Below are 26,627 nucleotides of genomic sequence, written 5' to 3' on the forward strand. Positions count from 1 at the left end.
TTTTTGACAAACACAAAAAGCCCATACACCTATTAGATGTTGAGCACTATCAAAAAAATAAAATCAAATTCGGAATACTTGATACAGAACCTGAATATCCTGATCTATTGGAGGAGGATGATAATAATGGAAATAATTTAATTCACTTTTTATCTCCGAAAAAGTGAGCTGAAAATGACAGTTTAGTGGAATATAGACCGGAGACTGACTTAAATTAAGTGTAAAATAGTCTACTTCAAAAGAATCAGAAACATCAATACTAAACGTTTCATTATGACAGCAATTATTTTGCAACTCTGAACTATGCTCACATTGTTGATTTTCCTTTATCTGTTCAGAATCACAACAGGAACGATTGTAATCTTTCTTTGGTTCCTGCATTTCACACGCGTCAGCTTCTCCAAAGAAATTGAAACTTTTAAGTTCTCCACCACAGAAATGTACATCCATAGATACCCCTATTGATGAACTCAACATCAGTATAGCCAGAAATACAGCTGAAATTCTATGTCTGAAACTTACTTTCATGTTTTACACTCTGGTATAACGTAAAGATAATAGATTTATTTTTACGATCCAATTAAATTTGACTCCTTGCACACGCCCTTCATTTATACTAGCTTTTAAATTCCTTTTACGCTACTCAACAACATTTTGCAATTTGCAAAAATCTCCCTCAAAAACTCTTCAATCGTTCAACAACTCCATTATTCATAAAAAGCTCTCTATGACAGCTTATTAACCCGGTTCTTTTATATTTGAAGAATTAAGGCTATACCTTTAACAGAATACGAACGTAAATAAGCGGTTTTGGACACACCTGATAAACATATTTTCTCAAAAAAATACCCGATCGACACCTATGGCGAAATATGGAATAAACTGACCGTACTACACTTTACAAAGAAGACAATTTTACCTGCAGATATTCTTTGTTTTTTAGAAAAAGGAACGATCCGAAAATTAATTACTCCGGAAGAAGCAGACCCGGAACAATCGATTTCTATTGATTTTTATTTGGAGGGAGATATTTTTACAGCAAAGGCTGATAATGAGATAGAACGTCAATTTACGTACCAGCCTATTAGCAAGGGTGTTTTATGGTATGTAGATATGCGCGAAGTACGCCGGCTTTTTTTGGAATCAAAACTTTGTAGTACAACACAAAAGGTCTTTTTAGAAGAACAACTTCGTGCGAAAGCGCTTCGTGAAATTCAGCTTTTACAAACAGCTCCCAGAGAAATGTACCTTTATCTTTTAAAGAACAAACCTGAATTTATACAACAGGTTCCGCTGAAATATTTAGCGTCATATATTGGAATAACACCGCAGGCATTGAGTCGAATCCGGCGACAAATTACTTAACCCGGGTTCATTGTTTTACTCTCTCCTATTCTTGTTCTTTGTAGAAAAATAAATTCTATGACAAAGCAGGAATTACTCAAAGATTTCACACAGAATCACCTACAGATCATTCACTATATTGATCATCTTCCCTCTCAGAAGTTTAACTACCATTCTCCCGGAAAATGGACAACCGGGCAGCAGTTACAACATATTTTACTGACCATAACTCCTTTCCCAAAGGTCTTGGCGTCAAAAGTTGTGATACGGGAAAAGTTCGGGGAGATCAACCGACCTACCTGGGATTACTCTACTGTTATGGAAAACTATTTAAACACCAGTTTGAAAGCTCCCGAACCCTTTTTACCAGAAACGGAAGTCTCCTATTCGCAAAAAGAGAAAATCATTTCAGACATTCACGAAAACCTGAATCAGATTCAGCAAATAGTAGATACTTATTCTGAGGAAGAACTGGACACACTGACATTACCTCATCCGTTACTTGGATTAGTAACGATCCGGGAAATGTTTTACCTGATGTCCTATCACCCTTTGCATCATCAAAAACAAATTGAACAACTCCTTAATCAGGATTCAAATAACAACGGAAAATAATTGATGGATACTGATGCGGATCACTCGCTGACTTTCTTCAGAATTGCCCTTTGGTAACTGTTTACCGGATGATTTCCAACAATAGGAGAAGTATCATTTCCTAACCCTGTTTCGGACTCCGGCTCCAGGTTTGTTACAATTATCTCAATGTTCATTTCGCTGTCTTCCAGCCAATATGAGGCAACCAGCAATGTATTCTCAAGCGAAAAAGAACTGGTTAAGCGATTTCCAATATATGTCTGGGGTAATTGAATGCCGTTTTTCTCGTCAATGATCCATTTATTCGGATCGTCTGTGGCCTGTAATTCATAAGCTCTCATATCCGGTTTATCAGCCGTGATATATACAATAGTCCAGCTCCATGCCGAATCGGTAATGGGCTCAACTTTCAGTTCCATTTGAAGGTTCATTACCGGATCAACGGATTTGGAATTGTAGATATTCATTTCTCCTTTCCATTCACCTTCCCAACTTTGAGGAAACTCCTGAGTATATCCCTGATGCACACTATAAAGAAAAATGATCGTCACTATTAACCACTTTCTTCTAAAACGCTGTACGCTCATCTTACATGTATTATAAGTCATATTTTATCTATTTTCTGGACATTTCCCGATTCATCAACTTTTACAAACCAGCTTTTCGTTTCTTTTTGAGGTATATAATCCTCGAAGTTCGTTTCCTTGGGAAACACTCCCTCTTCTGTTAATAAAGAGTCTGCAACAAACTCACGCGTACTTGTAACCTTTACAAATCCATCATCCAGTATTTCATAATCCATCCAATAGAAATCCGGGTTTGCCATATCCTGATCACAACCTATCCCTATTTGTTCTTTCTCAACTTCTTTTTTTGCTACGAACACCTCCAGATAGACACAACTACAGACAAAATCATTCACTTCATAAATACAGTAACTAACAGAATCGTTTATTGTTTTGAGATGCTTTAGTGTTTGAGAACCATATACACCGCTATTATTTATCTCTACAGAATCTCTATGCATTTTTTTTAACCACATCGCATATTCACTCTCGTTGTCCAAAACCAATTGCTCCCCAACATTAGTGGTAATCTCAGTCGAATGCCCAGTTTCTCTTTCTTGTGTTGAACATCCTGAAAAAAGACAGGTTAATAGCATGACCAGCAAATAATTGTTCATCTATGTTAGTATGTATGTTACAAATAATAAAACTAATTAATTTTAACTCTACTTCTAAAAATAAAAAAATCCCCTTCCAAAAACTGAAAGAGGATTTTACTTATAGTATCTCTACTGTTTTTTACTTTTTTATCTTTCCTTCCAGATCCAAAAGGAAACTATAAACTTTAGCCGTTTCTTTTAATGACTCAAAACGTCCGGAAGCACCACCGTGCCCTGCATCCATGTTTGTATCCATAAACAACAGGTTGTCGTCTGTTTTCATGTCGCGTAATTTAGCAACCCATTTTGCAGGCTCCCAGTATTGTACCTGAGAATCGTGCAGTCCAGTTGTCACCAACATATTCGGGTATGCCTGTGCTTTTACATTATCATAAGGAGAGTAAGACAGCATATAATCGTAATACTCCTTATCATTCGGATTCCCCCACTCATCGTATTCTCCTGTAGTCAACGGAATAGAATCATCCAACATTGTTGTTACTACATCCACAAATGGGACCTGTGATACCACACCATTATACAATTCAGGAGCAATATTAATCACAACTCCCATTAATAGTCCTCCGGCTGATCCACCCTGAGCATACAGATGTTCCGCAGAAGTGTATTTTTCAGCTATCAGGTGTTTTGAACAGTCCACAAAATCAGTGAATGTATTCATCTTTTTCAGCATTTTTCCATCTTCGTACCATTGACGCCCCATGTATTGTCCTCCGCGGATGTGAGCGAGAACAAAAATGAATCCTCTGTCCAGTAAGCTCAAACGCGTCGTAGAAAAGTACGGATCGATTGTATACCCATACGAACCATACGCATATTGCAATACAGGATTTTTACCGTTTTTTTCCATTCCCTTACGATACACGACTGACATCGGAATTTTTGTACCATCCTCTGCTGTTGCCCAAATACGTTCTTCAACGTAGTTGTTTTTGTCAAATGTACCTCCCGGAACTTCCTGCTCTTTCAACAAGGTTTTCTCCTGTGTCGTCATGTTGAAATCCATAACAGAAGCCGGAGTAGTCATTGATTGATAACCAAAACGTACCACATCTGTATCAAACTCAACATTAGATGTCGTATATGCAGTATAGGTTTCGCTATCAAATGGCAAGTAGTAATCGGTTGACGTATCCCAGGAACGAATACGTAGTTTACTCAAACCTCCTGAACGCTCACTGATGACCAAATAATTCTTGAAAATATCAATTCCTTCCAATAATACATCCTCACGATGCGGAATAAGATCTGTCCAGTTTTCTTTAGAAGTCTTATTTTCAGGGCAAGTCACCAATTTAAAGTTGGTTGCATTGTCTTTATTCGTTACAATGTAAAACTTCCCGTCATAATATGACACGCCATATTCCAGTCCGCGCTCACGTTTTTGTAAAATTTTAAATTCTCCGTCCGGATTATTTGCATCCAGATAGCGATATTCATCACTTACCGTACTCGATGAACCAATCAACAAATACTTCTGTGATTTTTCCTTGTATACAAATGTGTTATAGGTATCATCCTTTTCTTCATACACCAACTGGTCTGACTCGGGACTTTCTCCTAACTTGTGCTTATAAATTTTATCCGAACGCAAAGTAACCTCATTATTTCGCGTGTAAAACAAGGTTTTATTGTCATTTGCCCACGATGATCCTCCGGTTGTATTTGTAATTTTTTCAGGATAAATCTCTCCGGTCTTCAGGTTTTTCACCTGAATTGTATATTGACGACGGCTCACATAATCCACTCCGAAAGCGACCAGATTATTATCCGGACTGACATTTAAACCTCCCAGATTAAAATAGCTGTGTCCTTCAGCCATCTCATTACAATCAAACAAAATTTCTTCCGGTGCGTCCAGACTTCCTTTCTTTCTTGAATAAATCGGATAATCCTTTCCTTTCTCGAAACGAGTAATGTAATAATACCCATTCTTAAAATAGGGAACTGACTCATCATCTTCTTTAATACGACTCTTCATTTCCTGAAACAAGTCTTCCTGAAAAGCCTTTGTATGAGCAGTCATTTCCTCATAGTATGCATTCTCTGCATTCAAATAATCAATCACCTTCTGGTCTTCCCGATTGTTCAGCCAGTAATAATTATCCACACGTACATCACCGTGTTTTTCCAACTCAAACGGTACTTTTTCCGCTACAGGAGGGGTTACTTTACTCATTGTATTTTTTTCATCTTTTGACTCCGAACACGCTATCAATGAAAGACAGCATACTGCGGAAGTGATTTTTAACAGCTTCATATTCGTGCAAATTGGTGGGTAAATCTACAAAGAAAAACTCATTTCCACCTGTCTCCTTACCGGAAACAAAAAACCGACAGAATTACTTCCTGCCGGCTTCTCAAAAAAGCAGTTATTGATTGTATCAGAACCAGTAATCAATAACAAAATTGAGATTCCACATCTCTACCTTATTAATTCTGTACTTATCAGGCAGATTATCCGGATCTGTAGCTCGCTTATGCACTGCCAGAAATTTTAACTCCAAACCATCCAGGTATCCTTTAAATTTATAATCCAGTGTTCCGGTAAAATGATAATAGGATGTAAGGCCGTATTTATTCAGATCAATATCTGTGTACTGTATATTATCCGTATAATTCGCTCCCAATTCAACATAAAAGTTTTTCTTCGGAATTGTATAGCGGTATTTTACTGTCAGGGCATTCACGTCTCCTGCGCCTTCAAATCTCTCGCGTGGCAAACTGGCAAAGAATTGCTCCCGTCCCCATTCTCTTGGAAAAAGGAATCTACCGATGTTAGAAATCCCCAGATAATTAAATGTCAACTGGTGTCCTTTTACCTTAAAGCCTAATCGCGCTCCTGCACCAAAAGCTCTTTCATTTTTCAGTAAGTAGGTTTTTGTCTGATCTGCATTTCCCCCGTTGTTAAGTGGAGTTTCATAGAATCCTTCAATCCCCGTCAGGAACCTCCAGTTCTTTTTTGTAAATGCATATTCGGAACGCGCAAAAGTGGTGTTAAAGATATTGTCGGCATTATAGTTCCAGATTTGATTTTTCCAGTTTTTGGTCTGGTGCTTTACACCGGTCACACCAATTCCGTAAGAATGGATATTTCCCTTATAACTTTCTGTGCTTTCTAACGGATTCCGACCGGTTGAGTAGACTCCCAATGAACTTTGAATCGAGTACCAGTCCACCGTTCCCCGTATCGTAACCTGATTGAACCAGTTTGCCAGAAACTCCCAGTTTTTCACTTTATAATTCAAAGAAATACCACTAAATACATTCGGACGCATCCGGTTATCCTGCCCGTTGAGCAAAGGTGATTCAAACTTCTGTCTTCCCAGAATGGCTGTAAACCCTTTGTTTTCGTATGAAATAAACAATTCTTCCAGCCTGTCCAGATCATGTGTATTGTGATAATCATTGATATCAAACATCAGGATTTCATACCGATTTGACTTTCCTGTAACCGGGTCTTTTTCGTAAATATTATCCTGAAAAACCTGAAAGACAAAAAAGCCACTCAATCCCACATGAAAACCTTTCCAGGAAGGGCTGTAATACCCCAATCCGGCACCTACTGCCATGGTACTATAATCGGATAACACGCCCCTGTTAACGGTTCCCATCAAAAAACTGCGGGTATGAAACTCGAAATGACCAAACCTCAAATCTTTCCCTAGTGTCCTTCGTATAGTAGTATCACTCTGCCTGGAAGTGTGTAAACTATCCGTGTGATGTTGTGCAATCAGGTTGGTGGCTCCGAAGAGAATCAGAAGGGCTGTAATTACTCTTTTCATACTTTTCAATTTTCAGACAGGTGTATCATCAATAACCTCCTTTGATATAACTGTATCCTTCCTCCTGTTTCTTTATTACTTCGGCTATTCCGGCAGGAACAAAGCCAACAAAACCAGGAAAATGGTCTTTGGTAAGTTTTCTGGGTTTCATGGAATTTTCACAAACGACAAAGGTTATTCCCCGGTTCGCCAGTTCTTCGAGTTGCGTAAGGCCGACTGATTTTTCCGGTAACAGCAAGTCCAACCCTTTGTTATACACAACTACGTGAAATCTGGCTTTTGGCCAGTGTTGAGACAAATTATCCAGCTGTTTAATAAAGGCTTTTTGTTGGGTAGAATCTTGTCCGTTTGTAAATTGAAAAACTATTTTGTGCTTTCTTCCATCGTCCGATTTCTTCTGTCCATAGGACCAACCGGAAAGAAAGGTCATAACCATAAGCAGGATCACTGATACAACTTTCATATTTTCTTTTTTATTCAAAAAATGGCAGTACCTATTGCACCGCCATTTTCGTGTATAATTAATGTGGCAATTTTTTCTGTAGTACACCATACAGGTAGGTGCCTATTGTTGCAAATACAAGTACAATAAACATGGTCAAAAATCCATAACCAATGTTTACGACCATAGGTCCCGGACATGCACCACTAAGTGCCCATCCCAGACCAAAAATAATTCCCCCGATCAGGTACCGTGGAATTGATTTTGCTTTTGGGTGAAAAACAATCGGATCTCCGGAAGCATCCCGCATTTTAAACTTCTTGATCAGCGCAACACCGATGACACCAAGAACGACCGCTGTCCCGATGATTCCATACATATGGAACGCCTGAAAGCGGAACATCTCCTGAATACGGTACCAGGATATAGCTTCTGATTTCGTCATAACGATACCAAATAATACCCCCGCCAGTAAAAACTTTATAAATTTCATGTGTTTGTGATTGTATAATTAGAAAATAAGTGGAAATATCCCGAAGGTCATGACCAGCCCTCCAATAAAGAAACCTACCACTGCTATCATGGATGGCACCTGAAGATCTGAAATTCCGCTAATTGCATGTCCGGAAGTACATCCTCCGGCATAACGTGCACCAAATCCTACCAGTAAACCACCTATGGCAAGAATCAGGAATCCTTTTACTGAAAAAGCAGAAGTAAGACTAAACAGTTCTCCGGGTTGCATTGAAGTAGGAGCTGCAAATCCCAACGCACCCAGGTCGCGAACAGTTGCTTCAGAAATTTGTACAGCATAATCGCCGTCACTCAGAAACTCTTTCGCAATAAACCCACCGATAATTGCTCCAACCAGGAATACCAGGTTCCAGACTTGTTTTTTCCAGTCAAAATCGAAAAACTTCACTTTTTTGCCTGCACCACCAATGGCACAAATTGTTCTCAGGTTAGCCGAAAATCCGAATGATTTCCCAAAGAACAGAAGTATAAACATGATAAAAGAAATCACCACCCCTGAAAACCACCAGGGCCATGGCTGCATAATAAATTCCAACATTTTTTAGTTATTTTTTTTAGTTCAAATGAAATGTGATAATTGGTTTGTACATGTGATTTACCAGTTTCTCTGCTGCACTTGTATGAAAGAAACCGCCTTTACCGTGCGTCCCGATGCAAACGATGTCCATATTACTCATCTGGTTAAAATGGATCACTCCGGCCTCAATATCACTATCCTTCACAATATGCATTTCGTAATCCTCGACTTCGTTAATCCGGGCAAATTTTTCCATATTGGCTTCTATTTCACCCCGAACACTGTCTATTGGTTTATTGGTGATTTGTAGCAAATGTAATTTGGCTCCAAAAATGACCGAAAACTTTTTCATCAACGAAAGATCCTGTTTGTGTGTATCGTTAAAGTTGTGTACCAACAATAAATGTTGAATTTCCAAATCCGATCGGTCACACATTAATGTCAACAAAGGCACAGAAGATTTTCTCGCAATAATCTGCGCTTCGCTTCCTGCAATCCGCTCCCGTAATCCCGATAAACCTTTTGTTCCCATTACAATAAGATCAAACTGGTTTTGTTCGGCATAATCAATGATTTCATGGGTCGTTTTACCATACACCAGTGCTGTATGAATATGGTTCCCGTGAATCATTTTTATACTGTTCAGTTTCTGTTCTGCGATGTTTTTCTGAGAAATCACATACTCATTATCTATTTCACCGCAGGTTTCGATCATTCCATTTACATCAATAGAAACCGTGTCCGGTACATTCAGTACGTGAAGAAAGGTCACTTCCAGATTTGCTTTTCTCTCCAGATTTTTGACCATCAGGAAAGCATAATCCGCCTGTACCGAAAAATCCGTCGGGATTAGTATTTTCAGTTTATCACTCATACTCTTTTACTTATTTCAATAATGATGCTACTTTGCTAACTGTTCCACCGTTAAAAACGTTTTCGACACCGTTGCGTTCCAGAATCATTTTTGCCTGTCCGCTACGGTTCCCGCTACGGCAAAAAACAACAATATTCTTTTTTCCTTTGAATTTCGCCAACTCTTTACTGATACGATCCAGCGGAATATTTACAGCACCTTTTACACTTCCGCCTTTATATTCTCCCGGAGTTCTTACATCTACCAAAAAGGCACCGCTGTTCACGATCTCCGCCAACTTCTCGTTCGAAGTGGACTTCCCTTTAAAAAAATCAAATAGTCCCATTTTCTTTTGTGTTTATGTTGGTTGGGGAAGCCGGATAAATTCCTCCGGCTTTCCATTTTTTCCTGTTATGCTTTCATTACTTTTGACTGACAAACAAAATCCGTTTTAGGTACACCTGTCTCGGCAATCGCCTTAAATCCTCCTTCTATTTCCGTAAAATTCCGGTATCCTCTTGCTTGCAGAATACTTGCTGCAATCATACTTCTATATCCTCCTGCACAGTGTACAAAGAAGTGTTCCTTCGGATTAATGTCTTTGATCCAGTCATTAATAGAAGCCAACGGTCTGCTGTATGCCTCCTCAACGTGTTCAGCTTCGTACTCGCTTTCTTTTCGCACATCATAGACAACGCTTTCACCTACTTTTAAACGTTCTTTGAACTCTTCCGCGCTTATACGATCTACCTGATCCGTTTCTTTTCCGGCGGTTTTCCATGCTTCGATTCCCCCTTTCAGGTATCCTAATACATTATCAAACCCTACACGACTCAAACGAATTACCACTTCTTCTTCCATTCCTTTGTCTGTTATCAGTAACAATGGTTGATTCACATCACCGATCATGGCTCCTACCCAGGGAGCAAAGTCTCCGTTAATTCCTATGTTTACTGACTGCGGGATGAATTCTTTTGCAAATTCACCATTGGAACGCGTATCCAGAATCAAAGCACCCGTTGACTCTGCTGCTGTTTCGAATTCTTCAGGAGACAAAGCTGTCATACCCTGATTAATCACCTCATCTACATTACGGTATCCCTTTTTATTCATTGCTACGTTCGCTCCGAAATAGGCAGGAGGAGGAAGCAAACCATCCGTAACCGCAGCAACGAAAGCTTCTTTATTGGGTTGATTCAACGCGTAGTTTACTTTTTTCTGGTTCCCCAGCGTATCTACCGTTTCTTTCATCATGTTTTTACCGCAAGCCGATCCTGCACCATGTGCTGGATAGACAATTACATCGTCTGCCAGAGGCATAATTTTTGTCATCAGGCTATCGTATAAGTGTCCGGCTAATTGCTCCTGCGTCATACTTGCTGCTTTCTGAGCAAGATCCGGACGTCCTACATCCCCCAGGAATAAGGTATCTCCTGAGAAAATAGCATGATCTTTTCCGTTCTCATCTATCAACAGGTAAGTAGTACTTTCCATGGTGTGTCCGGGCGTATGTAAAACTTTAATTTTTACAGCTCCCAACTCAAATACCTGATTGTCCTCTGCAACAATACAATCGAATTCAGGGGCAGCATTAGGTCCATAAATAATCGGTGCTCCGGTTTCCGCACTTAGGTCAATGTGACCGGAAACAAAGTCTGCGTGAAAATGCGTCTCGAAAATATATTTTAATTTCACTCCGTCTTTTTCCAGTAATTCTATATATGGCTTTACTTCACGAAGCGGGTCTATTATCGCTGCCTCACCATTGGATACAATGTAGTATGCTCCTTGCGCAAGACACCCTGTATAGATCTGTTCTACTCTCATTTTTACTCGTTTAAATTGTGTTTAGAAAAATTGTTTTCGATGCAAAGTTCGGGATACTTCACAGTCCCTACAGTTACTTTTGTCACACAACTCATTTTCGAGCGCACGAATAAACAGAAACTACCTAATTTACAGAAGCATATTAATTTAACCGAAATAGGTTACTTCCGGTTATCTGGTGTATAAAAGATCAGGTTATATACCCAGAACGATCAAAATTCGTCCTACCAGATTAATGACCGTAGAGATCAGCTGAATGATGTCATTAATGTTATTTACCTGTTTGATACTCGTCTTTAAATTTTCGACCTCCTCGTTAGCTGCTTTGATTAACTGTCCATATAAATGGTTATTCCGGTCCAATTGTCGTTTGAGGATTTCAAAATAAGCATCGCGCAATACATCGTACTCAGACTCTAACTTCTGAACAGCTTCCTGTCCGCCACTCGCAAATGCAAGCTCCAGAATAGCTGCCCGGTTGGTACTGAATTCTCCGATTGCCCCTGCCAATGCTATCTTCAATAGTTCTTCTCTATCATTATTCATCTTTCAGTAAGTTTTCGATTTCTTTCAAAGCCTGTAGTATGTCAGATACAGTTATTTTCTTCTCGGCCAGTTTTTCATGTGCCGTACTCAACTCCTGCAACATTTCCCCAACATCATTCAGTTGTTCTACAAGTTCCTTTTTATGAGCGACAATCTTTTCTCTTTGTTCCAACCGGTAAAATAAAATAATGACGGCCTCATCGGAATAGGGAAAATCATATAGCTCCAGAATTTTCTTCGCATCATACCGTTGTGATTTAACCGTGTTTAGTTCCGCTATATAATCGTCATACACACGATCCAGGTAGGCATTCCAGATGGCTTTCTCTTTCTCCCACAGAATATGGTATACTTCCGTTAAATGATGGAAAACCAGACTGTGCTCTTTTATCTTTTTTGCCTGAGAAGCCTCTGTAATCTTTTTTAACAAACTCCCTAGTTTGGAAGCCGCCTCATCCGGTAAATCCGGAAGTTGTTCTAGCGCATTATAACTCTCTTGCAATGCACCTCCTAACTCCTCTGTTTTTTCACTGTATTTTTTATCCGTCAACTGTTCGAAATACTCATACGCTTCAAGCAATTGACGGTAAGCTATAATGCGCTTCTCTATTTGTTCCGAAAAATCCTGCGGTTTTGTATCCGGAATTGTCATGGAAGCGGGATTCGGATTTGTTAGTATTTTAACCCGATCCCGTTGCGCTTTTTCTATTTCGGATTGTTTACTCAACGATCGGTACAAATCGATAGCGCGCTGTGAAACTTCTTCTCCTTTTTTGGCAGTTTCACTTCCCAGTTCAGCAACTTTGGCTGATCCGCAAGACACCATAAATAAAAAGACTGTGATCTTAATTACATATTTCATTCGGTTGGTTTTTAACAAAAAGTAGCTTACCTCACGTCATATTCACCTCGAATATAATGAATTAAAATAAGCTCCCGGTAAAAGATCAGGATCAAAAAGGAAAAGGAACAGCCAAATGTTTTGGACGATGTACGAATCGGGAATCCAGTATTTACCAGATTATTTCTACTCTTTGTAACTAAAGTACCATTCGAACTCGTTCTTCTCTGTTAACTTTGTACGCTTATTATTATTTACACTAAAATTTCCATGACATGAAAAAGCTGGTTGCTATCACCGTATTTTTACAAATCGTACTCTTCTCTACTGCACAACAAACCGATTGGGGCGCCTGGGTAAGCTACGTTCAGGGTGTCAATCTGCCAAAAAACTTCACACTACACAATGAGATTCAATACCGCGCATGGGACTTTCGGGGAAGTCTGGAACAACTAATGATCCGAAATGGCGTGGGGTATAATCTGACACCCAATAATGATAATGTTCTCCTCGGATATGGGTATATCCTTTCGGGCATACAACCAACGGATTCTACCCATGATAAAACACGTTCGCATGAACACCGGTTGTATCAACAATACAACCATAAACATAAACTGGGGAGAATAGCACTCAGTCACCGTTATCGTTTTGAAGAACGTTTCCTGAAAGATGATTTTAAATTCCGTATTCGCTATTTTCTTGGAATTGCTATTCCGTTTAACAAAAAAACAATTGTAAAAAATGCAGTTTATCTAAGTCTTTACAATGAGATTTTTATCAATACAAAAGGAACCGTTTTTGACAGGAATCGTTTATACGGAGCATTGGGGTATTCTATAACCGATCGTGTAAAGATTGAAGCGGGAGCAATGGCTCAGGTTTATCAAACCGATCACCGCCCTCAATTTCAGATATCGGTATTTACAAACTGGAATTAATTATCTTGTGTGATATTAATCACTGTGAAGAGGTTACAATAGCGCGAAATTTGCATCATCAAAACACAGTTTAACCAAAAAAGATGCTGACGATGAATAAAATCGCAAACACACTTAAACAATACATGCCAATCTTTGACTGGCTGCCTAATTACAACAAATCGAATCTCTCCGGTGATCTTTCTGCAGGTCTTACAGTAGGAATTATGTTGATTCCTCAGGGAATGGCGTATGCAATGCTGGCAGGTTTAGATCCCATTCACGGGCTGTATGCTGTTACTGTTCCTTTATTACTTTATGCGATTTTCGGAACATCACGTCAGCTTGCTGTAGGTCCTGTCGCTATGGTTTCTTTGTTGACAGCCTCCAGTATCAGCACACTTAACCCATCTTCACCTGAAGAATATCTGATGCTGGCACTTACACTCGCTTTTCTTGTCGGACTGATCCAGTTTGCGCTCGGGTTATTCCGATTTGGTTTCGTGGTAAACTTTCTTTCTCACCCGGTTATCAATGGTTTTACATCTGCGGCAGCCATCATTATCGGTTTGAGTCAGGTAAAACACCTTTTCAGGATTAAGCTACCACGAACCGAACACATTCAGGATACGGTTGTTGCCATCGCTCAGAATATCAGTGATATTCACTGGATTACTTTCGGAATAGGTATCGTAGGTATTATTATTATTAAGTATGGTAAAAAAATACATAAAAGTCTTCCTACTCCTCTGATTGCTGTTGTATTCGGAATTTTGGCCGTTACCTTTTTAAATCTTACCGAATCAGGTGTTAAAGTTTTGGGAGATGTTCCTTCCGGATTACCGACTCTTTCATCTCCTTCTTTTGATATGTCTGTTTGGAGCACTCTTCTTCCTATCGCACTGACTATTTCATTGGTTGGTTTCGCAGAAAGTTATGCTGTAGCCAAAACCATTCATGGAAAACACAAAAACTATAAACTGGATGCGAATCAGGAATTAATCGGTTTGGGAATGGCAAATTTCGGAGCAGCGTTCTTCAAAGGTTATCCGGTAACAGGGGGATTTTCACGTACTGCCGTAAATGATCAGGCAGGAGCAAAAACAGCCCTTGCTTCCATCATCAGTGTTGTTCTGATCGTTCTTACCCTCCTGTTCTTCACCGGTTTATTTTATAATCTACCGAATGCTATTCTTGCTGCTGTCGTATTAGTAGCTGTATCTGGACTTATTGATTTTAAAACTCCGAAAACACTCTGGAAAAACGATAAGATGGACTTCCTGATGTTGATGGCTACTTTCATTGCAACACTAACACTGGGTATTGAGACCGGAATTATTTCAGGGATGATCCTTTCTCTGCTGGCTGTTATTTATAAAGCTTCCCGCCCTCATATCGCTATCCTGGCAAAAGTTCCCGGAACAAAGTATTACCGAAATGTCGAACGTTTCACAAATCTTGAAAAACGTGACGATGTTGTTGTTATTCGAATTGACGGTCCCATCTATTTCGCCAACGTTGATTTTATCAAGAAAAAAATAGACCGCCTTGTCCTTTCCAAAAAGAATACGCTCAGGACGATTGTACTGAATATGGAAAGTGTTACGTCTCTTGACAGTTCAGGAGCTCATGAGTTGGACGAATGGATACGCATGTGGAAAACAGCAGGACTCAATACTTCTATTTCGGGAACAAGAGGCCCTATACGGGACATTCTTCACACCTGGGGTATCATCCACAGTATTGGAGCTGACCATGTCTTTACAGATGATGCAACCGCTGTAGATTTCTTTGACAATAAAATTAATCCGGAAAGTATACAAGAACTCAGCCCGTATGCACTCCAAAGTGAAAAGAAATTTGACGAATCGTCTACCGGACACTAAAATAAGCAAATGATACAAGAAGGCAGCTCAGGTTGCCTTCTTACTTTTTATCTTCCTTTATAATTGCTTCAACAGCTTTTCTCACCGAACCGAACTCTTCCAGCATTTGAGCAGCATACGCATACGCCACGCCCGTTTCCGAAACAATCATTCTTGCCCCGCGATCTACCAGTTTATTGTTGGAGAGCTGCATATCCACCATTTTGTTTCCTTTTACCCGCCCCAGCTTAATCATCAAAGTAGTGGAAATCATATTCAATACTAATTTCTGGGCGGTTCCTGATTTCATCCGGGTGCTTCCGGTTACAAACTCTGGTCCAACAACTGGAATCATGGGAAAACTTGCCAGTTCTGCCAGTTTACTCCCCGGATTACAGGTAATTCCCCCGGTAACAGCTCCTATTTCATTTGCTTTTTCAATTCCTCCTAAAACATACGGTGTAGAACCAGAAGCTGCTATTCCAACCAGCACATCATTAGCAGAAAAGTTATAGGCCTCCAGATCTTTCCAGGCCTGGGTAGTATCATCTTCGGCAAATTCAACTGCTTTTCGAATCGCTGCATCTCCCCCGGCAATAATTCCCACCACCAGTCCGTGCGGAACTCCAAACGTCGGCGGACATTCCGAAGCATCTACGATCCCTAATCGTCCACTTGTTCCCGCTCCGATGTAGAACAATCTGCCTCCGGTCTCCATCTTTTCCAGTGCTGCCGTTATGAACTTTTCTATGAAAGGGATTTGTTCGGCAACTGCCTGATGAACTTTAGCATCTTCCGAATTAATCCCGGTAAGTAATTCATTTACGGATTGATTTTCAAGGTTATCGTGTAAACTATCAGACTCTGTAATACGCATCGTTTGTTCTTTTGTGGTAAAAATATTAAAATACTTCTCAATTCACGGTTCCTTTCTTCAAACAAAGATTCTTTGCCTATTCTCATTCGCTTTTTTCAATTTTCTCTACCTTTAAAGCTCATTACAGAAGTTATGGAGGAAAAACGCGCGTCAGAATTGGTTTTATCAGAGGGAAAAGTGTATCACCTGGATCTGGGTCCGGAGCAAATAAGTGATACAATTATTCTCGTAGGTGATCAGTTTCGCGTAGAACTGGTATCTTCTTTCTTTGAAACAATCGAACACCAGATTCAAAAACGGGAATTTATCTGTCATACAGGAACCTATAACGGTAAACGTTTGTCCGTTCTATCGACCGGAATTGGTACAGACAATGTAGACATTGTCCTCAATGAACTGGACGCCGTAGTCAATATTGATCTTGAAAAAAGGAAAGAAAAAACGGAGAAGAAATCGCTTAACTTTATCCGTATCGGAACCTGTGGAGCTTTACAGACGAATGTTCCCATCGGGAGTTATATTCTTTCAGAGGGTGCTGTAGGACTGGATAACGTAGCTCACTTTTATAACATTCCTTTTTCTGAGGCGGAAAACAATTTCCGGGAAGCCTTGGAAAAGCATATCAGCTTACCGGATTCCATCCGTCCATACTTTTGCGAATCAGACGAAGCGCTTACAAAAAGTATCGAAAATCATCCGAAAATCAAACGGGGAATTACTGTGACTGCAAGTGGTTTTTATGGTCCCCAGGGAAGACAACTACGTTTACCCCTCCGAACACCTGATCTCAACGAACGTCTGATGGATTTCCAACACGAAGGAAAACATATTGTCAACTTCGAAATGGAAAGTTCGGCGCTTTTTGCACTTTCAAAAGCTCTTGGACACAGAGCGACAACCGTTTGTTTAGCCATTGCCAATCGCCCGAACGGAGACTTCCTGAGTGAATACCATACCGAAATGAAGGAATTAATTGGTTTTGTATTAGGTGAAATCTGATTACTCCAGGTGTTTTTCAATCCTAGTGTCTGGAATAAACCATAAGACAGCCACCAGTATATACATACAATAACTGATTACCGGTTCGAAAAAAGCGGCTATCACTCCTACACCGTAAAGTAAAATCGAAACGATTTCCTTTTTGTCATTCCCGAGATATTTCCCAACTAAAGAGTTCTCTCCCTCATTTTTCACAACAAAATAGACCAGTATTTTATACGCTATTGCTGCCAACAGAAGAATAATCCCGTATAAAGCCACCGGAGCTTCTTCCAGGTGATTACTACCCAGCCAGGCAGTAGCAAAAGGAAACAAGGAAAGCCAGAAAAGTAAATTCAGATTTGCCCATAAAATTCCGCCTGTCACTTTTTCTATTACTTGTAATAAATGATGGTGGTTATTCCAATAAATCCCTAAATACACAAAGCTTCCCGCATACGCCGAGAATACCGGAAAAACTTCTTTTAAGGCCGTAAAATCAGCTCCTGAAGGAATTTCCATTTCTAAAACCATAATAGTTATAATAATGGCCAGAACACCATCACTAAACGCCTCCAAACGACCTTTTTTCATTTGGTTTTTCAAAAATCGACCTGCACTCACTTTGCTTTCATTTAAATGATTACAAGATAGAAAAATATCATTTACCATTCTACCAGAGAAGTTTATGCTGCTTTTTTGGAACTATTTTTGCTTCCATACGAATAAGACAAACAGATGAAACATTTTCTGAGTATACTTATTATATGCTGGACATTCACCGGGTTCTCTCAATTTTTCATTGACGGAACATGGAAAGGAATTCTTTTCACAGAAGGACAAGCGTATTCAAGCGGAAGTGTACTTTGGCTGAAACTTACCGCATCAGGAGAAAAAATTGACGGGAGTACCCGAAACGAAGTGTTTGACACTGATTTTTATGCTCTTAAAAAGGTACGAGGTTCTAACAAGGGCGGACAAATTCATCTGGAAGAGTTCGTTACAACGAAAAAAAAAGCAACAACCACGTTTAACTTTTGCCGATTAAAATTTGATCTGCATTACAATGAAATTACCGGTTACCTCGAAGGAACATATACATCAAGTGATTGCAGGCATTTTACGGGGAAAGTAATCCTGATAAAAACCCATGATGATTTTTCGGAAACAGACGTCCCCAGTCTGACTCATGCCTGGGCAAAAATGTTAATTGACGACCTGATGAAAGGGAAAAAAGCTCCGCATATCCGGGAGCTGGAACGGAAGAATTTCAAATTCACGCCCATCTATTTTGATTACGATGAAGCCGAAATTCGCCCCGAATATCATGAATACCTAAAAAAAATGGCCGCAATCGTATTGGATCACTCCGATCTGCGTATTCAGGTTACCGGTCATACCGATGGAGACGGAAGCGATGCCTATAATATGAGTTTATCCGAAAGAAGAGCTAAAGCGATTAAAGAGTTCTTTGTCAATCAGGGACTCAGAGAAGATCGGGTACGTATTGATTTTAAGGGGAAACGCTCTCCTGTTGCTCCCAATTCAACCCGGGAAGGGATGCAACTCAATCGTCGAGTTGATTTTGCCTTTATCTAATGTGATTCCATAAAAGATTGAAGAATCAGTACCGCGCTGATTTCATCCACCAGTTCTTTTTTTCTACGGTCCTTCTTTTTCAACCCCATTTGCAACATACTCTGTGATGCCATTTTTGAAGTAAATCGCTCATCTTCGAGATGAACAGGAACATCCGGAAATTTTTTCTTAAACTTCTCTACGAAACTGTGCACCAGTCCGGTAGCATGTGTCGGCTCATCATTCAGACGACGGGGTTCACCGACCACCAGAGCTTCCACCTTGTACTTTGTCAGATAATCCGACAGAAAATCAAATAAATCAGCCGTCAGAACGGTTCCAACTCCGCTGGCAATAATCTGCGAATCATCTGTTGCGGCAACTCCCGTCCGCTTCATTCCGTAATCCAGTGCTAATAATCGTGGCATACCCTACAAAAGTACGTATTTTGTATATGGATTTACAAAATCGAATCTCCGAAAATCACATCTAAAAAATAAAATGTATTTTTAGCTATAAGCATTGCCTTAAATCATTAAAAGAAGCACAAGCTAAATGTTACTCTTTCTTGAATTACTCTATATCGCACTAACCTTATTCATTTGTACAAAAATACTGTTGGATACTTCGTCTTCTGTTAAGGCTTCTGCTTACATTATCCTGGTCATTCTCGTTCCTGTTATTGGAATTATTATTTATCTATCTGTCGGGTTGAATTACCGGAAGAATATTCTGTATTCGAAAAAAGTAATCCGAAATGAGCAGCAGGCAGCTCTCCTGTACCAAAAGATCAAAGAATACCGTGAAACCAACACACCTCTATTTCACAACGAATATCCAAGGTATGAAGGATTGACAGAATTACTTTTCAAAAATGATCAAAGTCTGCTGACTCAGCATAATGAAGTACAATTGCTTATTAACGGAGAAGAGAAATTTCCGGAACTTATTCGTTGCCTGAAAGCAGCTCAGTCACATATACACCTTGAATATTATATTTATGAGAATGATACCATTGGTAATCAGGTTGCTGATATCCTGATCGAAAAAGCCCGTCAAGGTGTAGAAGTACGCTTTATCTACGATGATTTCGGAAGTAGTGATATACGTAAGAATATTGTTCCCCGCTTACGGGAAAACGGAGTTGAAGCCTATCCGTTTTATAAAATCCGGTTCATTTTTCTTGCCAACCGACTGAATTATAGAAACCACCGGAAAGTTGTGATTATTGATGGGCAAACGGCTTTTATCGGGGGTATCAATATCAGTGATAAATATATTAATTCTACAGATCAATCTAAATTCTGGAGGGATACGCATGTAAAAATAACTGGAGAGTCTGTGCTTCAGTTACAACACCATTTTATTGCCGACTGGAATTTCTGTACAGGAAAATCGCTTCAAATAAACTCCGACTACTTTGTACCTTTCAATGAATCACTTCCCGGAAAGACATGGGTTCAGATTACTGCTTCCGGTCCCGACTCCAAACACCCCGGAATTCTCTACAGCCTTCTTCAGATTATTCATCTTGCTCAGAAAGAATTATTGATCACAACTCCTTATTTTATTCCGGGACAGGAGTTTATCCGTGCTTTATTAATGGCTGCTTTACGCGGAGTAAAAATCACATTACTTGTCCCCTATAATTCTGATTCACGAGTTGTCAATGCCGTTGCGAAATCCCATTACGAAGAATTGTTAGCCGGAGGCATTCGAATTTTCAGGTATAAAAAAGGATTTATCCACTCCAAAACGATGGTATGTGACCGCGAATTATCCGTAGTAGGAACTGCCAACCTTGATCACCGAAGCTTTGACCTTAATTTTGAAGTAAACGCGCTGGTCTTTGATCAACAATTTACCCAAAAACTTGTCGATGCATTCGAAAACGACCTGACTGCTGCGGACGAAATTGATTATACACAATGGAAAAACAGACCCTATGGTCGAAAAGTAGCTGAGAAATTCTTCGGGCTGATCTCTCCCCTGTTATAAAAACACTCCTGCCGGATTTTGCTTTCCCTCTTCTCTGTTTCCTTTGAAATTGGCAACAATCTAGTATATTTGGGGTTCAATTGAAGTAGAATACTATGCGTACAATTATAGAGAAAGCCTGGGAAGATCGTTCCCTTTTATCCGAAAGAGAAACAATTGCAGCGATTGAACATGTAATTGAAGAAATAGACAAGGGAAGAATCCGCGTTGCAGAACCAGACGGAAACGGAGGCTGGATTGTAAACGAATGGGTCAAGAAAGCTGTTGTCATGTATTTCCCTATTCGCAAGATGGAAACGATCGAAGTGGGACCTTTCGAGTTTCATGACAAGATGAAATTAAAGACCAATTACAAAGAATTAGGTGTACGTGTTGTTCCTCATGCAGTTGCACGTTATGGTGCTTTTGTTGCTCCTGGCGTAATTATGATGCCTTCTTATGTTAATATCGGTGCATTTGTTGACGAAGGATCCATGGTAGATACATGGGCTACTGTCGGATCATGCGCGCAAATCGGAAAGAATGTTCACCTTTCAGGAGGTGTAGGAATCGGAGGTGTTCTTGAACCTTTACAAGCTGCCCCGGTTATTATCGAAGATAATGCGTTTATTGGTTCACGCTGTATTGTTGTCGAAGGCGTTCGTGTTGAAAAGGAAGCTGTACTAGGCGCCAACGTTGTATTGACGAAATCGACAAAGATTATTGACGTAACCGGAAACGAGCCGGTTGAAACGAAAGGGGTTGTTCCTGCCAGAAGTGTTGTGATTCCGGGAAGTTATACCAAAGATTTTCCGGCAGGAAGTTACCAGGTTCCCTGTGCTTTGATTATCGGAAAACGAAAAGAAAGTACAGATTTGAAGACTTCGCTTAATGATGCGCTTCGCGAACATAATGTAGCTGTTTAATTCATCACGGCATGAGTGATTTTTCTGAAAAAGTAGTTTGGATAACCGGAGCTTCTTCCGGAATTGGTCTGGCTTTGGCGCGGGCCTGTGCAGAAAGAGGTGCCTTTGTTGTGCTCTCCGCCCGTTCTATAGAAACACTCGAAGAAGTAAGGCTGAGTCTGCCAGAACCGGACAGACATTTTTCGCTTCCCCTGGATCTTGAAGATCAAAGTAATTACACTGGTCTTGTTTCTCAGGTTGTATCCAGATACAAACGAATTGATATTCTCATTAATAACGGTGGTATCAGCCAACGTGGGGAAGCCGGAGAAACTCCTCTTGATGTAGATCGGAAAATAATGGAAATCAATTACTTCGGAACCATTGCTTTGACCAAATCCATTCTCCCGGTGCTCCGAAAACAAAAATCGGGGCACATCGTAACGATTTCAAGCATTGCCGGAAAATTCGGTTTTTATCTGCGCTCAGCTTATGCTGCTTCCAAACATGCGCTTCAGGGTTTTTTCGAAAGTTTGTTACTGGAAGAAGCCCAAAACAATATAAGGGTGACATTAGTCTATCCCGGTAAAATTAATACCCCTATCTCGACCCGTGCCTTAAACACTGATGGACAAGCGCACGGAGTAATGGATCACAATCAGGAAACGGGAATGCCTGCCGAAGAATGTGCCCGTCGCATTCTGGATGCTGTAGAGAAAAACAAAATCGAGATTCTGGTTGGGAATAAAGAAATTAAAGCGGTAACACTCAAACGATTTTTCCCCAAACTTTTCTGGAAAATAATCCGCAATCAAAAAGCAACCTGATACACCTTTTAAACATTTCAGTATGTTAAGTATTTGTTAAGATTCACTTCTTTGCACAGCACCTTTACAGTAGGTTACCCATTGATTACCAGTCACTCTGTATTTACTACACTTCAATCAATAAAAGACCTCCATCACTACATATAGTTACCCGGGTGACTTTTGTCACCCTCCAACCCTTTTACTATCACTACCTTTGCGTCGAAAATTAATTTAATATGACCAAAAAAATCATCTTTTCATTACTTTCTGCGCTTGTTTTTCTTGTAAATTCTGCGCAGGCACAATGTACTCTTGAAGCAGTTATTCCCTCTACGGACGGATATAATGTGCATGTTGAAATGAGACTGGAACAACTTATTAAGCCTTCCGCATGTCCTAATGGTTACAATTTTAATATCCGTTACTCTTATGACATTTGGTTTTCAGGCAGCAACATTCCTTCCGGTTTATGGACGCTTCAGGGAAATATCATTTGCGGACAATACAATGACAACTTCCTTGATTTACCCAATTCAGGTGGTTCAGGGACAAATGTTTCCGGAGGAAACTCATGGAGAGATATTGCTGATTGTGAGACGGCAACCGTAAGTTCTTTACTTTGTAATCGTGTTGACCTTACCATTCAGGGACCCGGTATTTCATATCGTACCATTCCTTTGGAGTGTGCTATTTCTCTTCCTATTGAACTGGTTGATTTTGATGCCGCACCGGGTACAGACCATGTAGCATTGTCCTGGCGAACCGCTACGGAATCTAACAACAGTCGTTTTGACATCGAAAAATCAACAGATGGAGATAACTGGACAGTAATCGGAACACTGGAAGGAGCAGGAACAAAGAATACTCCTACAAATTATTCCTGGATTGACTATTCCAGAAATACATCGTCCACTATTTATTACCGTTTGAAGCAAACGGATTACGACGGTCAGTTCAGTTATTCATGGATTCGGTCTACGACAGTTGCCACTCCGGAATTCTCCGTTTACCCCAATCCAACAAATGGAATGGTTTCGGTTTCCTCGGAATCATCAGTTTCCGTTGACGATATTCGTGTACTTGATGCACATGGAAGAACGATTCCGGTAGAACTCATCAGTGAAAGCGAGAATCGGGTAAAACTGGATTTATCAACTGCTCAACCCGGTATTTACTTCTTACAGTACGATACCAACACGTATAAAATTATCCGCGAATAGATCAGATTTCGTCGATTACAAAATCCGTACGACGATTTTTAGCTCTGTTCGATTCCGAGTCATTCGGTACACGCGGTTTTGTTTCTCCGTATCCTTTCGATTTAAGACGGGATGCGGAGATTCCTAATGAAACAAGGTAATCTTTCACACCTTTGGCACGTCGATCCGACAATTCCATGTTTTTATTATCATCCCCTACATCATCCGTATGCCCCTGGATAGAGACTTTTATTCCCGGGTTTTCTTTGAGGAATCGTGAAAACTGACGCAGAATAAATTTCGAGTGGTTATTCAATTCAGCCGAGTTGGTTGCATACAAAATATCATTGATGGTGTACGGTACACCTACTTCTATTTTACGTACTTCCAGATCTGTTTCCTTAATATAAGTAGAGCTGGTAACATCTTCTTTGCGAATAAGTTTCGAATCAAACGCATGCCCTTCTTTTTTCACGGTAACCATTACATCTTCGGGTTGGTCTTCGTCAACATGAATGATCGCAGCATATTTTCCGTCATCTCCGTTTACTTTTACCTGCTCGACACGGTCAGAATTGGCATACGTAATCTCTATCGTTGCATCTTTTACAGGCTCTCCGTCATCTTTCTTTAACTCTCCTTTGACCAAAACGACCGGTTTCGGACGCGCTTCTTTGTACAACTCAAAGGTGTAAATATTCCAAACACCACCGTAACGACTTGAGAAATATGCATCTTTTCCGTCTGTTGAAACGAAAAGTCCGATTTCATCTTCTTCTGTATTAATTGGATAACCAATATTCTTAGGTTTTCCCCACTTTCCATTTTCATCCATCTGTGTGTAGAAAATATCCAATCCTCCGACTCCGTTTCTCAAATCACCGGATTCGGACACAAAATAAAGTGTCTGACTATCCTGGTGCAGAAAAGGAGATTTATCTTTTCCGGGAGTGTTGATTTCGTCCAGTGGCACAGATAATCCCCAGGAACCGTCCGCACTTCTGCGCGCAACGAAAATATCGTCTTTTTGTGTATTCGGACGCACTGCTGTATAGTACAATGTGTTTCCATCTGCCGAAAGAGAAGGTTGTCCTTCCCAACCATCTTTTGTATTGATATTGGTTCCCATATTCTCCAGCGGAGTCCAGGTAAAATCATATCCCTCTCCCCTTTCGTATCGGGTAATGTATAGATCACAGTTGTTGTAATCCTGTCCCATCACCCGCTCATATTTACAGGCACAGATGATCATTTCCTTATTATCAACAGACACAGTAGCTGCTCCGTAATTGTTAAATGTCCCGTCATTAAAAGGTAAAGGCAAGGGCTGCCCTCCGTCAAAATCGTTTGTAACATCCATGCGTTTTGACATGGTAAATTCTTCCAGAATACGTCCTTTTAAGTCTCCTTTATTACTCCGATCAACACGACGCGTATAAAATATGAGTTCGTTATCCGGTGAGATCATCGGAAAAAATTCATCTCTTGACGTGGAAACATTCTTTACCATCTTCGGGTCAAATGGTACTTTGTTGGAAAGTAGGTCTACTTCTTTTTTCGTATCTCCTATGATTTTTTGTACTTCCTGCTTTTTCTGCGCAAAATCTCTCGGAATACGCCAATCATCACGACTTTCAAAATCCAGAAACCTTCTGAAATAGGAATTCGCTGTCACTTTATCCTGCTGCATGTAGTAAATTCCTCCCAGGTAATAATACATATCTGCGTGATAATCATCACATAATTCAGTTGTTCTGCGGAATAATTCTTTTGCTTTGTTCATCAGACGATCCCCCAAAGAAGGATCATACGAAGAGCTGTACGCCTTTTGGGCTTCTTCAAATGAAACCATGGCGTATTCAAAAAAGACCATAGCATTATCCGGTGCAGCTTCCTGAGCTTCCTGAAATAATTTATAGCGTTCCGGCGCAGCTGTGCTCTTGGCTTTGTCCAGTATTTTGAGTACTTTTTTCTCCGGTGCGATGCAGGATTCGTCTTCTTCCTGTGAAAATCCGGACAGGGAAATGGTGGTTATTAACAGAAAAATGGGAAGGTATCTATTTTTCATTTGTCTATTTTTTATTTGCTGAAAACGAACACTCTCTCTTTTTCAGCTCATTTCATGTTTTTGTACTTTGTTTCAGTTCGGGGCGTTACTTTCGCCAATTAATATTAACGTAATCCACAACAAAATGTTACATGGAATCGACAGGAATATTTATCTCGGTAATCCCCTTGAAACGACTAATGTAGGATCAAAAAAGATTCCTCAAATAACCTTACCATATAAATCTCGTTCACTCTTTTAAAACAACGGCTTTTGAATAGAAAATTCTATGTTTTAATCTCTATACTAATACTTCCTATACTCCTCATAAACAGGCTCACTCCAATTACAAACACCTCCATGGTGTGAACATGTTCCTCTCCCTGTTGAGTTCGATGTCGTTCCGTCACAACATCTCGTCACATAATAGCTTATCCTCTTCCTAATTGGATTAATTTTATTGTGTAATTTATCAGCTTCTTCATGACCTAATCTAATTGCCTTCCTAAGGTCATCAACTGCAAGTGGAATCTCATTTCGGTTCTTGTAGCAGATCGCTCTTTCAAAATAATAATCCTTACTTTCTTCTTCACTCTTTATCAAAGTCGAGTAATCCTCTATTGCAGCTTCATATCTCTTTAAAGAAACCAGATGAACAACTCGTTCTTTCAGAATTTTGATTTCATCATTATAATTAGCAAAATTCAATGCTGAATCAAGAAAATTAATGCCTTCTTTTAGCTTTTTCTTCTCAAATAATGAATCTGCAATATTGGTATAGAAATGTAAAGAATCAATCCGGTTCATTTCAATTAGATGTTCTTTATGACTCATCTGACTGTCATATATAGACGATGCTTTAGTAAGAAGGTCTTCATTTGAACTATCACAACTCAATAATATCAGAAACATCAGAAAAACTGGAGGAAATAAACCAAAAGGTCGGCACAAAGTATTCATGGGTATAATTGTTTGAAAGGTTAATTGTAATACTTTCAAAACT

At 39.8% G+C, this 26,627-nt stretch carries 28 protein-coding genes; 10 read left to right on the forward strand and 18 right to left on the reverse strand.

Translation table 11 applies throughout. The features are described from left to right. Positions 1 to 63 precede the first annotated feature (63 nt). Positions 64 to 528 (reverse strand): HYC_CC_PP family protein, encoded by a 465-nt coding sequence (locus ABDZ97_RS06695; RefSeq protein ID WP_343785819.1) that lies wholly within the window; start codon positions 526 to 528, stop codon positions 64 to 66. Positions 529 to 810: 282 nt separating this feature from the next. Here ABDZ97_RS06695 and ABDZ97_RS06700 point away from each other — a divergent pair, with 282 nt between their 5' ends. Together ABDZ97_RS06700 and ABDZ97_RS06705 are read left to right on the forward strand one after the other, a co-directional pair. Beyond that, positions 811 to 1,365, forward strand: a complete 555-nt coding sequence (locus ABDZ97_RS06700; protein ID WP_343785820.1) for a Crp/Fnr family transcriptional regulator — start codon at positions 811 to 813, stop codon at positions 1,363 to 1,365. Positions 1,366 to 1,422: 57 nt separating this feature from the next. Further along, complete coding sequence (locus tag ABDZ97_RS06705) at positions 1,423 to 1,959, forward strand: DinB family protein (protein WP_343785821.1); 537 nt, start codon at positions 1,423 to 1,425, stop codon at positions 1,957 to 1,959. A 20-nt stretch (positions 1,960 to 1,979) separates the two neighbouring features. Here the strand turns inward: ABDZ97_RS06705 and ABDZ97_RS06710 are convergent, their stop codons facing one another. The 12 genes from ABDZ97_RS06710 to ABDZ97_RS06765 all read right to left on the reverse strand — a co-directional run bounded on the left by ABDZ97_RS06710 (position 1,980) and on the right by ABDZ97_RS06765 (position 12,490). Beyond that, positions 1,980 to 2,546, reverse strand: coding sequence for a hypothetical protein (locus tag ABDZ97_RS06710; RefSeq protein ID WP_343785822.1), 567 nt, complete (start codon positions 2,544 to 2,546; stop codon positions 1,980 to 1,982). Then, complete coding sequence (locus ABDZ97_RS06715) at positions 2,543 to 3,121, reverse strand: hypothetical protein (protein ID WP_343785823.1); 579 nt, start codon at positions 3,119 to 3,121, stop codon at positions 2,543 to 2,545. Before ABDZ97_RS06715 ends, ABDZ97_RS06710 begins: the two co-directional genes overlap by 4 nt. Positions 3,122 to 3,242: 121 nt before the next feature. Then, on the reverse strand, positions 3,243 to 5,303 hold the full coding sequence (locus tag ABDZ97_RS06720; RefSeq protein ID WP_343785824.1) for a S9 family peptidase: 2,061 nt from the start codon (positions 5,301 to 5,303) through the stop codon (positions 3,243 to 3,245). Positions 5,304 to 5,508: 205 nt separating this feature from the next. Continuing rightward, on the reverse strand, positions 5,509 to 6,909 hold the full coding sequence (locus ABDZ97_RS06725; protein ID WP_343785825.1) for an OprD family outer membrane porin: 1,401 nt from the start codon (positions 6,907 to 6,909) through the stop codon (positions 5,509 to 5,511). 28 nt (positions 6,910 to 6,937) lie between these two features. Further along, complete coding sequence (locus ABDZ97_RS06730) at positions 6,938 to 7,372, reverse strand: DsrE family protein (protein ID WP_343785826.1); 435 nt, start codon at positions 7,370 to 7,372, stop codon at positions 6,938 to 6,940. Between the two features lie 58 nt (positions 7,373 to 7,430). After that, positions 7,431 to 7,844, reverse strand: coding sequence for a DUF6691 family protein (locus tag ABDZ97_RS06735; RefSeq protein ID WP_343785827.1), 414 nt, complete (start codon positions 7,842 to 7,844; stop codon positions 7,431 to 7,433). A gap of 18 nt (positions 7,845 to 7,862) precedes the next feature. Then, on the reverse strand, positions 7,863 to 8,420 hold the full coding sequence (locus ABDZ97_RS06740) for a YeeE/YedE family protein (protein ID WP_343786351.1): 558 nt from the start codon (positions 8,418 to 8,420) through the stop codon (positions 7,863 to 7,865). A 19-nt stretch (positions 8,421 to 8,439) separates the two neighbouring features. Then, positions 8,440 to 9,276: a universal stress protein gene (locus ABDZ97_RS06745; RefSeq protein WP_343785828.1), complete on the reverse strand. Its 837-nt coding sequence runs from the start codon at positions 9,274 to 9,276 to the stop codon at positions 8,440 to 8,442. A gap of 10 nt (positions 9,277 to 9,286) precedes the next feature. Then, positions 9,287 to 9,601: a rhodanese-like domain-containing protein gene (locus tag ABDZ97_RS06750; protein ID WP_343785829.1), complete on the reverse strand. Its 315-nt coding sequence runs from the start codon at positions 9,599 to 9,601 to the stop codon at positions 9,287 to 9,289. Positions 9,602 to 9,666: 65 nt separating this feature from the next. Next, entirely contained in the window at positions 9,667 to 11,082 is a 1,416-nt protein-coding gene (locus ABDZ97_RS06755) for an MBL fold metallo-hydrolase (protein WP_343785830.1), read from the reverse strand. A gap of 195 nt (positions 11,083 to 11,277) precedes the next feature. Beyond that, the gene (locus ABDZ97_RS06760; RefSeq protein WP_343785831.1) at positions 11,278 to 11,628 is read right to left on the reverse strand and encodes a hypothetical protein; all 351 of its coding nucleotides are present in this window, start codon (positions 11,626 to 11,628) and stop codon (positions 11,278 to 11,280) included. Next, the gene (locus ABDZ97_RS06765; protein WP_343785832.1) at positions 11,621 to 12,490 is read right to left on the reverse strand and encodes a hypothetical protein; all 870 of its coding nucleotides are present in this window, start codon (positions 12,488 to 12,490) and stop codon (positions 11,621 to 11,623) included. The genes ABDZ97_RS06760 and ABDZ97_RS06765 overlap by 8 nt, the downstream gene beginning before the upstream one ends. 254 nt (positions 12,491 to 12,744) lie before the next feature. On the opposite strand from ABDZ97_RS06765, the gene ABDZ97_RS06770 reads away from it, so the two are divergent. Then, positions 12,745 to 13,410, forward strand: coding sequence for a DUF2490 domain-containing protein (locus ABDZ97_RS06770; protein ID WP_343785833.1), 666 nt, complete (start codon positions 12,745 to 12,747; stop codon positions 13,408 to 13,410). A gap of 92 nt (positions 13,411 to 13,502) precedes the next feature. After that, the gene (locus tag ABDZ97_RS06775; protein ID WP_343785834.1) at positions 13,503 to 15,275 is read left to right on the forward strand and encodes a SulP family inorganic anion transporter; all 1,773 of its coding nucleotides are present in this window, start codon (positions 13,503 to 13,505) and stop codon (positions 15,273 to 15,275) included. A gap of 40 nt (positions 15,276 to 15,315) precedes the next feature. Here the strand turns inward: ABDZ97_RS06775 and murQ are convergent, their stop codons facing one another. Continuing rightward, positions 15,316 to 16,131 carry an N-acetylmuramic acid 6-phosphate etherase gene (murQ, locus tag ABDZ97_RS06780; protein WP_343785835.1) on the reverse strand — a complete coding sequence of 272 codons (816 nt, stop codon included), beginning with the start codon at positions 16,129 to 16,131 and terminating at the stop codon, positions 15,316 to 15,318. 132 nt (positions 16,132 to 16,263) lie between these two features. Between murQ and ABDZ97_RS06785 the strand changes: the two genes are divergently transcribed. Further along, on the forward strand, positions 16,264 to 17,130 hold the full coding sequence (locus ABDZ97_RS06785; protein WP_343785836.1) for a nucleoside phosphorylase: 867 nt from the start codon (positions 16,264 to 16,266) through the stop codon (positions 17,128 to 17,130). Here ABDZ97_RS06785 and ABDZ97_RS06790 read toward each other — a convergent pair whose 3' ends face one another. Beyond that, positions 17,131 to 17,703 carry a TMEM175 family protein gene (locus ABDZ97_RS06790; RefSeq protein WP_343785837.1) on the reverse strand — a complete coding sequence of 191 codons (573 nt, stop codon included), beginning with the start codon at positions 17,701 to 17,703 and terminating at the stop codon, positions 17,131 to 17,133. 144 nt (positions 17,704 to 17,847) lie between these two features. Here ABDZ97_RS06790 and ABDZ97_RS06795 point away from each other — a divergent pair, with 144 nt between their 5' ends. Continuing rightward, positions 17,848 to 18,708, forward strand: a complete 861-nt coding sequence (locus tag ABDZ97_RS06795; protein WP_343785838.1) for an OmpA family protein — start codon at positions 17,848 to 17,850, stop codon at positions 18,706 to 18,708. Here ABDZ97_RS06795 and ruvX read toward each other — a convergent pair. Beyond that, entirely contained in the window at positions 18,705 to 19,115 is a 411-nt protein-coding gene (gene ruvX / locus ABDZ97_RS06800; RefSeq protein ID WP_343785839.1) for a Holliday junction resolvase RuvX, read from the reverse strand. The two genes, ABDZ97_RS06795 and ruvX, sit on opposite strands and share 4 nt — an antisense overlap. A 127-nt stretch (positions 19,116 to 19,242) precedes the next feature. Here ruvX and cls point away from each other — a divergent pair, with 127 nt between their 5' ends. The 4 genes from cls to ABDZ97_RS06820 all read left to right on the forward strand — a co-directional run bounded on the left by cls (position 19,243) and on the right by ABDZ97_RS06820 (position 23,598). Continuing rightward, positions 19,243 to 20,685: a cardiolipin synthase gene (cls, locus tag ABDZ97_RS06805; RefSeq protein WP_343785840.1), complete on the forward strand. Its 1,443-nt coding sequence runs from the start codon at positions 19,243 to 19,245 to the stop codon at positions 20,683 to 20,685. 95 nt (positions 20,686 to 20,780) lie between these two features. Beyond that, positions 20,781 to 21,590: a 2,3,4,5-tetrahydropyridine-2,6-dicarboxylate N-succinyltransferase gene (locus tag ABDZ97_RS06810; RefSeq protein WP_343785841.1), complete on the forward strand. Its 810-nt coding sequence runs from the start codon at positions 20,781 to 20,783 to the stop codon at positions 21,588 to 21,590. An 11-nt stretch (positions 21,591 to 21,601) separates the two neighbouring features. Beyond that, positions 21,602 to 22,396, forward strand: coding sequence for an SDR family oxidoreductase (locus ABDZ97_RS06815; protein WP_343785843.1), 795 nt, complete (start codon positions 21,602 to 21,604; stop codon positions 22,394 to 22,396). A 218-nt stretch (positions 22,397 to 22,614) separates the two neighbouring features. Further along, entirely contained in the window at positions 22,615 to 23,598 is a 984-nt protein-coding gene (locus tag ABDZ97_RS06820) for a T9SS type A sorting domain-containing protein (RefSeq protein ID WP_343785845.1), read from the forward strand. 1 nt (position 23,599) lies between these two features. On the opposite strand, the gene ABDZ97_RS06825 is transcribed toward ABDZ97_RS06820, so the two are convergent. Together ABDZ97_RS06825 and ABDZ97_RS06830 are read right to left on the reverse strand one after the other, a co-directional pair. After that, positions 23,600 to 25,645 (reverse strand): OmpA family protein, encoded by a 2,046-nt coding sequence (locus ABDZ97_RS06825; protein ID WP_343785847.1) that lies wholly within the window; start codon positions 25,643 to 25,645, stop codon positions 23,600 to 23,602. Between the two features lie 285 nt (positions 25,646 to 25,930). Further along, positions 25,931 to 26,584: a hypothetical protein gene (locus ABDZ97_RS06830; RefSeq protein ID WP_343785849.1), complete on the reverse strand. Its 654-nt coding sequence runs from the start codon at positions 26,582 to 26,584 to the stop codon at positions 25,931 to 25,933. Positions 26,585 to 26,627: the final 43 nt, after the last annotated feature.

Origin of the sequence: Wandonia haliotis, from assembly GCF_039523435.1 — a bacterium.
Classification (GTDB): Bacteria; Bacteroidota; Bacteroidia; order Flavobacteriales_D; family Crocinitomicaceae; genus Wandonia; species Wandonia haliotis.